Raw genomic sequence first — 11,709 nt, 5'->3', positions numbered from 1 at the left:
GCCTTGTAGAGATTGTCCCGGCGGCCCTCGAGATTATAGACGCGCAGGATCGAGGTCAGATAGGCGAGCAATTCGCGTTGGGGCAGGAAATCACGGATGATCTTCGCCACGATCGGCGTGCGACCCTGACCGCCGCCCACATGCACCTCGAACCCGATCTCGCCGGCGTCGTTCTGCACCAGGCGCAAGCCGATATCGTGCACGCCGATGGCGGCGCGGTCCTCAGGGGAGCCCGTGACCGCGATCTTGAACTTGCGCGGCAGCCAGGTGAATTCGGGGTGCGTGGTGGACCATTGCCGGATCAGCTCGCACCAGGGGCGCGGATCGGCGATCTCGTCCGCCGCAGCGCCCGCGAACGGGTCGGTCGTGGTGTTGCGGATGGTGTTGCCCGAAGTCTGGATGGCGTGCATCTGCACGCCCGCCAGATGATCAAGCACGTCTGGAATATCCACCAGCGCCGGCCAGTTGTACTGGATGTTCTGGCGTGTGGTGAAATGGCCGTAACCGCGATCATACGTACGCGCCACATAGGCGAGCGAACGCAATTGCTCTGACGACAGAACGCCATAGGGGATGGCGACCCGCAGCATATAGGCGTGCAGCTGCAGATAGACGCCGTTCATCAGCCGCAGCGGTTTGAACTCGTCCTCGCTCAGGGCGCCAGACAAGCGCGCATGCACCTGTTCGCGAAACTCCGCCGTGCGCGCATCGAGCACCGCCCGGTCGATCTCGTCATACTTATACATGCGTGGCGCCCCGCTTGGTCGAACCGGCGCTGGGACCGGAGAGGCGGATGGTCTCGCGTACATGCTTGCGGCCCGCCGGGCTGAACGCTTCGACGTCCGCACCGATCTCGATGGCGTAAGGGCCGACCACGAGCAGGATGTCGCGCAGGGCGACGTTAAGCGCTGTTTCGGTCTGGTCGTCATTCAGGCGGATGGCCTCATCGGCGTTTTCAGTCCAGCTGTGATCGGCGGCCAGATAGACGACGCGACCGTCGGTGAGGCGGTTTGCTGTGATGGTTTTCATGCAGCGTGCTCCAGAGCTTGAAGGCTGAGGCTTGCGAGATGACCTGGCGCGCGCGCCACCACCTCGCCGATCACGAGGACTGCAGGACCGCTGAGCTTTTCAGACGAAATCGTGTGCGCCAGCGCGTCGAGCGTGGTGAAGACCCGCCGCTCGGTGCTCAGGCTGGCGTTCTCTATGATCCCCACAGGCGTCGCGGGTGAGCGTCCGGCTTCAACCAGACGACGCGACAGGGTCGCGGCCACGGCCACGCCCATATAGACCACAAGGGTGTGGGTTGAGGCGGCGAGCGCGGCGTAATCAAGGTCAGGCCCGCCCAGCTTCGGACGTCCCGTCACAAAGGTCACCGCCTGGGCGGCGTCACGATGGGTCAGCGGGATCTGGGCCTGGGCGCCCGCGGCCAGCGCCGCGGAGATGCCGGGCGTCACATGGGCTTCAATGCCTGCGGCGCGTACGGCTTCGACTTCCTCGCCGCCGCGCCCGAAGATGAAGCTGTCTCCGCCTTTCAGCCGCACCACACGGCGGCCGAGCTTGGCCTGCTCGATCAGGATTTCGCAAATCCGCTCCTGCGGCACCGGGTGGTCGCCCTGGCGCTTGCCCACATCAATGCGATGCGCGTCGCGGCGGGCGCGGTCGATGATTTCAGGCGAGACGAGCCGATCATGCACGATCACGTCGGCGTCCCTGATCAGACGCGCGGCTTTGACCGTGAGAAGTTCAGGATCGCCGGGGCCGGCGCCGACCAGATGCACCACGCCTTTGGGGGTGGGCGCATCGTCTTTCAGGGCGTCCAGAAGCGCGGCGCGCACGCCGTCTTCATCCCCCGCATCGGCGAGCTGGGCGGCGGGGCCTCGCAGGGCGCGCTCCCAGTATTTACGGCGGGCGTCGACACTGGGAAACGCATCCATGACACGACTGCGCAGCCCTTTGGCGGTTTGCGCGAGCAAACCTACGCCCGGAGCGATCACGCTTTCCAGCGCACTGCGAAGATCACGCACAAGGACAGGGCCGGCGCCGCCAGAGGACAGGGCGATGGTGATCGCGCCACGATCAATCAGGGCGGGGGTGTAGAAATCGCACAGCGGCAGATTGTCGACCACATTGACCAGCGCCCCGGCCTTGCGGGCTTTGTTGGCGAGTTTCACCGCGCGCTTCTCATCCTCGATCCCGATGAAGACGAGACGCGCGCCCTTGAACACATCATGGGGTCGAGCCCGTGTGTCGATGCGGGTGTTGGGGTTCAGGTCAGTGGGCAGGACCGGAGAAACGCCGAGCGTGCACCAGATCAGCTCGCAGGGCGCCGTGCGAAACAGGCGCAGCTTGTTCAGCGCGGGTTCGCCGGCGCCCAGCACCACCACACGGGCGCCGGAGAGAGGGATGGCGGGCAGGAACTGGTCCATAGACGGAGGCCTCTTATAAATCGGCCTCGACCTTCGCCGTCACGAGAACTTTTTACAAATCAGTATTTTTGCGTCATATAGAAAGAAATTCTTTTCAGTGGTGATGTGTGGCCGGTCTCGCTCCTCTCAACGCTCTGCGCGCTTTTGAAGCCGCCGCCCGCCAGGGCGGGTTTGTCGGCGCGGCGGAGGAACTCAATGTCACGCCCGCCGCCGTGGGCCAGCAGGTGCGCCAGCTGGAAGCGTTGATTGGCGCGCCCTTGTTTGAGCGCGAAGGCCGCAAGCTCATCCTGACCGAGCGCGGGGCGGCGGCGCTGGAGCCGTTACGGCGTGGGTTCGAGCTGATGGGCGAGGCGAGCGCCGCCTTGCGGGTGGCTCAGGCGGCGCCGACCCTCACGCTGGCGGCGGATCACGACATCATGACCGCCTGGCTCGGCCGGGATTTGTCAGGCGTCGACGTCGCGATCCGCCTGGTCCTGGTCGGGGAGGAGGCTGACCTGACTCTGAAGCGTTCCAGTCTTGCGACCGTGCCTGCAGGGGCGGAGCGGGTGATGGATGAGGTCCTGACCCCTTTGGCGCGGCCGGGTCTTGTGCCGTCCGAGGCTGGGCTAGACGTGCTTGAGAGGTTGCCGCTGATTGAGGATAGCCGCAGCGGGTTGAGCTGGGCGGACTGGCTCAGCGCGCGGGGCGGATATGGGCTTGAGGCGCAAGCGCGCTTGAAAGTCAGCGAGTCTCTCGCCGCTCTGGCTTTGGCGGAGCAGGGCGCCGGGATCGTTCTGGGGCGCAAGCCGCTCGCTTATGACGCCATACGCGCCGGGCGGCTGGCGCCGGTGTTCGCCAATGGCGACCAGCCTAGCGATCAGGCGTATTTCCTTCACTATGCCGCCGGGCGATCACCGTCCGCTGTCGCCACGCGCATCGCCCAGCACCTCAAGGCGTGCGCCGCGGCGCGTCAGGATCTTGCAGGCGAGCTGTGATCAGCGTGCCAGAGCGGAGAGCGGGTGGACGGGTCCCATCTCCGACTCGATGTCGGGTGCAGGGTGAACGTCAGGCCACAGCCAATGGGCCAGAGCTTCCAGACTGTCGACAATGCCCGGGCTGGAGCGGCTGAACAGGCGATTGCCGTCAAACACAGTGAGCTGGCAGTTCTGAGCCTCCAGCTGGCGCAGAGCGGCGATAGCGTCTTGATCGCCGGCAATGTCCTCTAGGGTGCGCGCGGCGGGAAAACCGCAGGGCGCGATCACCAGCCGCTCAGGTTTGAGGGCGAGAATATCCGTCCAGCTGGATGTCCGGCTGGGACGACCGGCGGTGTTGCCGACATCCTCGCCGCCCGCGAGCGTGATCAGCTCATGCATCCAGTGGCCGCCTATGAAAGGCGGGTTGGTCCAGTCCAGAAGCACGGTCCGCGGTCGCGGGCCGGGCAGCGCCTGCGTACGCTTGGCGACGGAGTCGATCCTGGCCTGAAGGCTGGCGCGGAGCGCTGCAGCGCGGTCGCTGATCCTGGCGGCGTCTCCGATCAGGCTGATGGTCTCAAGGATGTCGCCGAGCGAAAAAGGCTCCAGATTGATGAGCGTGGGCTGCGGGTCGAGACCGCCCAGGACGGCGCTGACCTCGGCGCCGGAAACCGCGCAGACATCGCACAAGGCCTGACTGATCACCAGATCAGGTTTGAGCGCGGCCAGCGCTTGCGCATCCAGGGCATAGATTGCGTCCTGACCTGCGAGCTTTGCGCGCACGGCGTCGTCGATCTCACGCGCGGTCTGCGCCTCAAACAATGCGCTTGTCAGGGCCGGCAGGGTTCGGACTTGCGGCGGCCAGTCACAGCAATGGGAGACTGCGACCAGATCATCGGTCAGGCCCAGGGCGGCGACAATCTCTGTCGAGCTGGCGAGCAGGGAGGCGATGCGCATGCGACCGGGTCTAGCGGTCAGGCGTCGGACGCGAGACGAAAGGCGCGACGCCAGTCATCAGATGGTAGATCATGCTGGCGGGAACATGCGTGACTGCCGGCTCGAAATCCTGGTCAAGCCTGTCCACCCAGCCATGGGCGGGGCCCTTGTTGAGGAAGCGGTCATGAATTTCGTCGATCATCGCCTTCACAGGCGCCTGAGGCGAACCCAGCGTGATATAGGTGCGGAGCCGTTCAAGCTGTGGCCAGAGCCGATATCCGGCATCTCCATTGCCCAGAACGTTCAGCGCCATGCCGTCACGGATGCCATGGCTTTCTGTGAAAGCGTGAATGCGGCGCAGCCAGCTGCCGCAATCGCGGCCCACCAGCCGGTCCGTTTCGCTCAGAAGATAAATCCACTCATAGCAATGGCCAGGTTCGATCCGGTCGTCGCGAATGCGCGTCCAGTCCGGACCAAACCGTTCCAGAACGGCGCCGGTTTCAGGCGCGAACATGAAGCGCTCAAACAAGGTGGCGAGGGTCTGGATGCGCTCGGCTGAGGCCGTGTCTCCCATGACCTCGTAATAGCGCAGGCTGGCTTCCAGAAGATGCATGTGCGGATTGGACAGCTTGCCGCCGCCGCCGGTCTCGTGATCCACCCAGCCGCCGTAAATGTCGTCAGCGAACAGCTCGTCGATCAGGGCGAAAGCCTCTTCCGCCAGCGCCTGCCCGCGCGGATCGCCCAGGCCTGCGAGTTCCGCGCCCGCCAGCGCCACAAAGGCATGGTCGTAAAAGTCGCGGCGGGGATCATTGATAGCGCCCTGGCCGTCAAACCCGTGCGCCCAGCCGCCCTGAGGAGCCCGCGCCGGACCGTCCAGGAAACGGATCGCGGCTTCGATCACCGCATCCGCGGCGCCGTCCGGGTTCCAGCCCAGATGCTTGGCGCGCGCGAAGCTGAACAATTGCCGGGGCGCGACCCGGCCGCGTCGGGGCAGGCCGGGCGCGGCCTCGCCCTGCAGGTCCAGCCCCTCGATGAAGCCGCCCGTTTCAGGGTCGACGGCCCGCATCGCCCAGCCCGGCATCACCGTGTTCCACAGCCAATCACCCAGGCTTTGGCGCTGGTCCGCGCGCAGCAGCGTCTGTCCCAGACTCTGGATGCCGGATACGGCGGGTTTGATCCCGGCGGCCCCGTCCAGGCTCGACACCAGCACAGCGTCGCGTGTGGCGATCACGGCGATGGCGTCCAGCCCGTGCACGGCCACTTTCGGCCCGGATGACTGGATGAACACGCGCTCCGCCCCGGGGGCGACCACGGCGCCGCGCAGAACGACCGGATCATGGGCCGCCTCGGCGTGCAGGGCGTGCACGGCGCGGAAATCACCCACATCGCTCCAGCCCATGGAGGCGGGCAGCACGGAAATATTGTCCGCCGCTTCCATCACCGCATAGTCGATGGATTCAGATCGGCATTGGGAGAACAAGGTCCGGTCCAGCTGACCCTCTTCGGTGAGCGCGGCCTGCACGCTCTCCAGGATGTCGGGCGCATGAGCGGCCAGCGCGTCACGCATCACCCGCGCAGTGAACATGAAAATGCCGGCGTTCCAGTAAAATCGCCCGGTTTCGATATAGGTGCGGGCGGTCTCCACATCGGGCTTTTCAACAAAGCGCGCCACGGGCTTTGCGGCGCTGTCGGCGGGAAGCGCCTCGATATAGCCATAGCCGGTGGCGGGAAAGTCAGGCTTGATCCCGAACGTGACGATCTGCCCTTCGCAAGCGGCGGGCTGGGCGTTGCGGATGGTGCGGTGGAACGCGTCCACATCCTTGATGTGGTGGTCCGCTGGCAGGATCAGCAGGATTTCGTCAGGATCGGCCAGCAAGGTCGCCGCGGCGATGGCGGGCGCTGAATTGCGACCCATCGGTTCCAGTACGAGGCGAACGCTGGGCAGCTCTTGCTGCAGCGCATCACGATGGCGGCTGGAGCCGATCGCCATGGCCGGTCCGAACAGGCCGTCATCGCTGACGCGCGCCAGGGTTTCGGCCACCATGGATTGCGGACCGGTCAGAGGCAGGAATTGCTTGGGGGTTCGGGGCGTGGACAGGGGCCAAAGGCGGGTCCCGCCGCCGCCGCATAATATGACGGGCGTGACTTTGGTCATGTTCGCTCTCCCCCGGATGGTCAATCCCGCGCCTGAACGCCTGTCAGCTATCGCAGGTGCTCACACGCCTTGCAATCATTTGTTTGCAGGGCTCGCCAGTCGGGCGCGTCGCTGCGGTTTCAGGCATGGTCAGGCTTGCGGACCTGATGGTCTCGCCTCCGCTTCGCCCCCACTGAGCGCCGCCCAGGCGTCATGCTGGGACAAGAAAACCTCACCGCTCAGGGCTTTGAGAAAATGCGTGTCCTTGAGCTTGTCCATCACCGGGCCCTTGACCTCTGACAGGTGCAGCCGGACGCCCATCTCCGACAATTGGGTGTTGAGCGTTTCCAGTGTCTCCAGCGCCGAATAATCCACCTCGTTCACCGCCGAACACATCAGCACCACATCACGGATCGTCTGGGCGTCCCGGCTCAGCCGGTTGAGGATCATGTCCTCAAGGAAGTTGGCGTTGGCGAAGTACAGGCTTTCATCAATCCTCAGCGTCAAGAGAGAGGGCGTGGTCTCCACGGCGTGGCGGTGGATGTTGCGAAAGTGCTGGGTGCCCGGTACGCGCCCCACTTCGGCGATATGGGGTTTGAAGGTCTTCGTGATGTGCAACAGGACCGACAGAACCACGCCGGACGCGACGCCCACCTCTACGCCCAGCGACAAGGTCAGCAAAATGGTGGCGAATACGGCGATGAAGTCAGAGGTGGAGTAGCGCCATGTGGACTTCAGGATCGAGAAATTCACCAGGCTGAGCACCGCGACGATGATCGTGGCCGCCAGGGTCGCCTTGGGCAGAAAATAGATCAGCGGGGTCAGAGAGATCGCGGCGAGCGCCAGGCCGATCGCTGTGAACGCGCCGGCGGCTGGGGTTTGCGCCCCGGCGTCGAAATTGACCACGGATCGGGCGAACCCGCCGGTGACCGGATATCCGCCGGTGAACGCCGCGCCGAGATTGGCCGCGCCCAGTCCGATCAGCTCCTGGTCGGGGTCAATGCGCTGGCGCTTTTTGGCGGCGAGCGTCTTGGCCACCGAGACCGATTCCACAAAGCCGATGATCGAGATCAGGACCGCGGGAATGAACAGGGCGCGCATCAGCTCCAGCGACAAATCCGGCGCGGTCAGGGGCGGCAGGCTCTGGGGCACGTCGCCCACCAGCGCGACGCCGCGGGCTTCAAGATCAAACCCCCAGGCGAGGGCGGTGGTCGCCGCCACCGCCACGACGGGCCCGGCCTTGGTGATGAAATCTGACAGACGCACATTCACGCCGAGCCTGACCAGCACGGGCTTTAACCCCGAGCGCACCCCGAACAGGACTGCGATCACGCTGAAACCAATCGCAGCCGTCAGTCCATGCACATCGCCGGCATGGGCGACGAGCGAGAGGATCATCTCGATCAGGGTATGGCCTTCAGCCGATACGCCCAGCACATGTTTGAGCTGGCTTGCGGCGATCAGAACGCCGGAGGCGGTGATAAAGCCGGCGATGACCGGATGGCTGAGAAAGTTCGCAAGGAAACCCAGCCTCAATAGTCCCAGCACGACCAGAAAGCCGCCTGACAGGAAGGCCAGAGTCAGCGCCGCTGCGGCGTAGCCGGCGGTTCCGGCTTCAGCCACCTGGCCGATGGTGGAGGTGGTCAGCAAAGACACCACGGCGACAGGTCCGACCGCCAGCGCCCGGCTGGTGCCGAACAGGGCGTACAGTAGGATGGGGGCGATGGACGCGTAAATCCCCGCTTCAGGCGGCAGTCCGGCCAGCAAGGCGTAAGCGAGCGATTGCGGGATCAGCATCAAGGTGACGATCACCGCAGCTGTCAGATCATGCCCAAGCGCCGCTTTGTCATACGTGCGACCCCAGTCGAAGATCGGGAAATAGCGTTTGAAACTGGCCATGGGTCAGCCTTGCCTCTCAAATGGGTTCGCCGGGTCGTCCAAGGCGTGGCCTGTGCCAGTCACATAACGTCCCACCCGAAGACTATGTCAGCCTGCCAGTGCCTGAAACATCAAAGCCGCACCTAAGCACCTGTCAACGCTCATGCGTCTTCTTAGGCCTCAGCGTCAGGGTTGTCCCTCTTGTAACGGGCATCTTCGCGAGAGCGACTAGTAAGGCGCGGCGCACTGAACGGATCTAGCCGGTCAATTCAGAGCGGGACTTTATCCGACCCGGGTTCAATCGCGCTTACGCTTGCTGTCCCTTCAATCAGGAGAACATCATGACGGATTCTTCCAGCAGAGCCGCCGGACTCGACAGCCCACCCGCCTACGCCTTCACGATCACGCCTGACGACGCTGCCGATCTGGTCCGTCCTACCCGCGGACTCATGATCGCTGGCGCCGGGGATGTGGCGGTGGTGATGGTCGGCGGCGACACTGTGACTTTGCCCGGGTTGTTGCCGGGCGTGCAGTATGCCGTCCGCGCGCGGCGCGTACTAGCGACGGCGACCACGGCCTCAGGCCTTGTGGGGCTGGCATGAGACTGGCGCTGTCCGCTGACGCGTTGAGGCGTGACCCACGTCCGCGCTGGGTGCTCGCCGGCGCAGCGCTCGATCTCGACTTTGAAGCTGGGCGCTATTGGGCCGGGAGTTCATTGAACGGCCCCGAGGATCTGCCAGGCTGGACGGCAGGTGCGCCGCTGATCAACGGTGACGGTCTGGTTTGCAACGGTGCAACGGCGTGGCGGGCGGCCCTGCCCGCTTGGGTCAGGAGCCCAGACGAGGGATTGACGATCCGGGCCGATGTGACCGAAACGCCGGGCGCACAGGGCGTGGGTTATCTGGTGATCTTGCATGGCGGATCACTGGCGGACCGCATCGCCATGCTGACTACGCGCGCAGCAGTGTCAACGCGCGTGACACGCGACGGTAGTGAGACATTCACGACCGCTTCAGCGGTCAACACGTACGCTCGCTACAGCGCGATCCTTGGCGTCAAAACGGGGGAAGGGAGTTTGGCCGTTACAGGCGGCAGCGCAGCCGCCGGCACCCCGGTTGCTCCGCCTTATTTGGGCTTGTTTGAGATTGGCAGCTTTAACGCTAGTCTGCCTTTGAATGGGGTCATCCACAGACTCACCCTATGGCACGGGCGGTTAAGTGACTCACTAGTGGGTTCACTATTGTGAACGTAGGCCGAAAGCGGTGATGAAGCATGGTTGAGACAGTGCTTCGCCATTGTACTTGCTCAACATTTTGTTGTGAATCGTCGCGGAGTGAGGGGCTGTTACGTACTTGCTAGGCAAATTGACATCTGCTGCAAAAGGTAAGCAGGCTCAGTGCGTCAATTCTATTGTCTTCAGAGTAGTGCGGTATCGTCGGTCAAATTCGAACCGTGACGGTTCGCAAGGCGAACAGCCGCCCGCAGCGTCAGTGAGGAGCGAAAGCGCGAAGGCGCTTGAGCACTAAGAGAGACTGGCGCGCCTTGAAGGTAATTCTTCGAACGCGCTATTTGAAACACTACAGGATTGGGAGCACCAACTCAAACACTCTGAGATAGACTTCCAGGCTATCCCTCAGAAGCCGAAGGGGCCGCAGCTATGAGCGGCCTAGAGAAAGCAGCGAAGATGGGCGTTAGCGCCCGTTTCAAGGCCGCTGCGGCGCAGCAAGACAAATCCAAGCCCGCACCGCCATTCTCCCTGCGTTTGACCGTTGGAGAGCGCGCTAAGCTGGAACACATGGCCAATGGCATGTCGCTCGGCGCGTATATCAGAAAGCACCTGTTCGGCGATGATGCAGCGCCGCGTAAGTCGCGCCAACGCAGGCCAACTGTTGATCGCATAGCCCTAGCGAGAGCGCTAAGCATTTTGGGCAATTCACGTCTCGCCTCCAACCTCAATCAAATCGCAAAAGGCATCAACAACGGCACGTTGCCTATGGGGCCTGATCTCGAAGCTGAGCTTGTAAGCGCTTGCGCTGATATCCAGACGATGCGCGACGAACTCATGAGGGCACTTCGGACGGGCACTGAGGGGCCGTCATGATCCTCAATGGCAATCAACGCGGCGGCGCGAAAGACTTGGCTGTACACCTCATGAAAGAGGAGAATGATCACATCGAGCTTTATGAGCTCCGCGGTTTTGTGGCCGATGACCTGATGGGCGCTTTTGGCGAAGCGCAAGCGATCAGCAAGGGCACGCGCTGCAAACAGTTTTTGTTCTCGCTGAGCCTGAATCCACCCGAAAAAGAATTGGTAGCTGTTTCAGAGTTTGAGGCCGCGATCGATAAAGTCGAGAAAAAGCTTGGGCTGGAAGGTCAGCCTCGTGCCATCGTCTTTCACGAGAAGAATGGTCGTCGTCATGCTCATGCTGTGTGGAGCCGGATCGATACCATCAACATGAAAGCGATCCAGCTTTCTCACTCTCATCGGAAGCTGAGAGACGTATCCCGCGAAATCTACAGGGAGCATGGATGGGTGTTGCCCTCCGGCCTGATTGATCGCGACGCTCGTGACCCGAAGAACTTCTCGCTCGCCGAATGGCAACAGGCAAGGCGCGTTGGAAAGGACCCGCGAGCAATCAAATCTGCGCTGCAAGATGCCTGGGCAATTTCCGATTCCAAGTCGGCATTGATGCAAGCGCTCGAAGAAAGGGGTTTCACCCTCGCTAAGGGCGACCGACGCGGCTTTGTTGTCCTTGATCGGGACTGCGAGATTTATTCACTTCCCAAGTGGCTTGGCATCAAAACGAAGGTCGTTCGCGAAAAGGTCGGGCCTTCTGCCACTTTAATAAGCGTCGAGGCGGCTAAGGCCGAGATCGCATTGGCCATGACACCGGCGATGCAACGCCTGGAAGCTGAACGGCGCGCCAAAGCGAGATTGGAGCGTGAGGCTCTAAACAAGCAACGGAAAGAGCTTGTCCGCGTGCAACGTGCGGAGAGAAGGGCGCTACAAGAACGTCATCGCAAGCGCAGGACTGCCGAAGCCCAAAGACGGCAGGATCGCTATCTTTCTGGGATCGCTGGTGTGTGGGACATGCTTCGTGGGGAAAAGCGTCGGATCAAAAAGCAAAATGAACTTGAGGCTTGGCAGTGCGTGATGCGTGACCGCTCTGAACGAGACGCGCTTATCTTCGAGCATTTGGAGCAGCGCCGCGAATTGAACCGTGAACAGAAACAACAGCATCGACGCCAGGCCGACTTGAAACTTTCTCTCACTAGTGAGCAACGCAGATACGAACAAATGCATTCCAACCTATTGAAGATGCGCCGAGATCGTACCCTACGCGAGCGCGAAAGAGGTTAGGAGCCTGAGGTATATCGATCTTCTG

General features: G+C 62.9%; 11 protein-coding genes. 5 read left to right on the top strand and 6 right to left on the bottom strand.

Annotation, left to right across the window (positions count from 1 at the left end):
* The 3 genes from B3M53_RS09205 to cysG form a co-directional block, all read right to left on the bottom strand.
* Window positions 1–746 (bottom strand): nitrite/sulfite reductase (locus tag B3M53_RS09205; RefSeq protein ID WP_286800158.1); only part of this gene is annotated, 746 nt, incomplete at its 3' end.
* Window positions 739–1,029 carry a DUF2849 domain-containing protein gene (locus B3M53_RS09200; RefSeq protein WP_286800154.1) on the bottom strand — a complete coding sequence of 97 codons (291 nt, stop codon included), beginning with the start codon at window positions 1,027–1,029 and terminating at the stop codon, window positions 739–741. The genes B3M53_RS09200 and B3M53_RS09205, both read right to left, overlap by 8 nt.
* Complete coding sequence (gene cysG / locus B3M53_RS09195; protein WP_286800152.1) at window positions 1,026–2,426, bottom strand: siroheme synthase CysG; 1,401 nt, start codon at window positions 2,424–2,426, stop codon at window positions 1,026–1,028. Before cysG ends, B3M53_RS09200 begins: the two co-directional genes overlap by 4 nt.
* Before the next feature lie 107 nt (window positions 2,427–2,533).
* Between cysG and B3M53_RS09190 the strand changes: the two genes are divergently transcribed.
* Complete coding sequence (locus B3M53_RS09190; RefSeq protein WP_286800149.1) at window positions 2,534–3,400, top strand: LysR family transcriptional regulator; 867 nt, start codon at window positions 2,534–2,536, stop codon at window positions 3,398–3,400.
* Here B3M53_RS09190 and B3M53_RS09185 read toward each other — a convergent pair whose 3' ends face one another.
* The 3 genes from B3M53_RS09185 to B3M53_RS09175 all read right to left on the bottom strand — a co-directional run bounded on the left by B3M53_RS09185 (window position 3,401) and on the right by B3M53_RS09175 (window position 8,345).
* Window positions 3,401–4,333 carry an ABC transporter substrate-binding protein gene (locus B3M53_RS09185; protein ID WP_286800147.1) on the bottom strand — a complete coding sequence of 311 codons (933 nt, stop codon included), beginning with the start codon at window positions 4,331–4,333 and terminating at the stop codon, window positions 3,401–3,403.
* A gap of 10 nt (window positions 4,334–4,343) precedes the next feature.
* Window positions 4,344–6,467, bottom strand: a complete 2,124-nt coding sequence (locus tag B3M53_RS09180; RefSeq protein WP_286800145.1) for a sugar phosphate nucleotidyltransferase — start codon at window positions 6,465–6,467, stop codon at window positions 4,344–4,346.
* Between the two features lie 129 nt (window positions 6,468–6,596).
* Window positions 6,597–8,345: a SulP family inorganic anion transporter gene (locus B3M53_RS09175; protein WP_286800143.1), complete on the bottom strand. Its 1,749-nt coding sequence runs from the start codon at window positions 8,343–8,345 to the stop codon at window positions 6,597–6,599.
* A gap of 320 nt (window positions 8,346–8,665) precedes the next feature.
* Between B3M53_RS09175 and B3M53_RS09170 the strand changes: the two genes are divergently transcribed.
* From B3M53_RS09170 to B3M53_RS09155, 4 genes are all read left to right on the top strand, one after another.
* Window positions 8,666–8,926, top strand: coding sequence for a spike base protein, RCAP_Rcc01079 family (locus B3M53_RS09170; RefSeq protein WP_160093103.1), 261 nt, complete (start codon window positions 8,666–8,668; stop codon window positions 8,924–8,926).
* Window positions 8,923–9,570, top strand: a complete 648-nt coding sequence (locus B3M53_RS09165) for a hypothetical protein (protein WP_160093104.1) — start codon at window positions 8,923–8,925, stop codon at window positions 9,568–9,570. Before B3M53_RS09170 ends, B3M53_RS09165 begins: the two co-directional genes overlap by 4 nt.
* Window positions 9,571–9,981: 411 nt before the next feature.
* On the top strand, window positions 9,982–10,425 hold the full coding sequence (locus tag B3M53_RS09160) for a hypothetical protein (RefSeq protein WP_286800138.1): 444 nt from the start codon (window positions 9,982–9,984) through the stop codon (window positions 10,423–10,425).
* On the top strand, window positions 10,422–11,684 hold the full coding sequence (locus B3M53_RS09155; protein ID WP_286800137.1) for a relaxase/mobilization nuclease domain-containing protein: 1,263 nt from the start codon (window positions 10,422–10,424) through the stop codon (window positions 11,682–11,684). The genes B3M53_RS09160 and B3M53_RS09155 overlap by 4 nt, the downstream gene beginning before the upstream one ends.
* The last annotated feature ends 25 nt before the right edge of the window (window positions 11,685–11,709 follow it).

The sequence above is a fragment of the Oceanicaulis sp. UBA2681 genome, assembly GCF_002354675.1.
GTDB lineage: Bacteria > Pseudomonadota > Alphaproteobacteria > Caulobacterales > Maricaulaceae > Oceanicaulis > Oceanicaulis alexandrii.
This window is presented reverse-complemented; position numbering and strand designations above follow the sequence as displayed.

Bases quoted from the DNA above. Each gene is read 5' to 3' on its own strand.
- cysG (WP_286800152.1), bottom strand. From the start codon at position 2,426: ATGGACCAGTTCCTGCCCGCCATCCCTCTCTCCGGCGCCCGTGTGGTG.
- B3M53_RS09200 (WP_286800154.1), bottom strand. From the start codon at position 1,029: ATGAAAACCATCACAGCAAACCGCCTCACCGACGGTCGCGTCGTCTAT.
- B3M53_RS09165 (WP_160093104.1), top strand. From the start codon at position 8,923: ATGAGACTGGCGCTGTCCGCTGACGCGTTGAGGCGTGACCCACGTCCG.
- B3M53_RS09160 (WP_286800138.1), top strand. From the start codon at position 9,982: ATGAGCGGCCTAGAGAAAGCAGCGAAGATGGGCGTTAGCGCCCGTTTC.
- B3M53_RS09185 (WP_286800147.1), bottom strand. From the start codon at position 4,333: ATGCGCATCGCCTCCCTGCTCGCCAGCTCGACAGAGATTGTCGCCGCC.
- B3M53_RS09155 (WP_286800137.1), top strand. From the start codon at position 10,422: ATGATCCTCAATGGCAATCAACGCGGCGGCGCGAAAGACTTGGCTGTA.
- B3M53_RS09170 (WP_160093103.1), top strand. From the start codon at position 8,666: ATGACGGATTCTTCCAGCAGAGCCGCCGGACTCGACAGCCCACCCGCC.
- B3M53_RS09180 (WP_286800145.1), bottom strand. From the start codon at position 6,467: ATGACCAAAGTCACGCCCGTCATATTATGCGGCGGCGGCGGGACCCGC.
- B3M53_RS09175 (WP_286800143.1), bottom strand. From the start codon at position 8,345: ATGGCCAGTTTCAAACGCTATTTCCCGATCTTCGACTGGGGTCGCACG.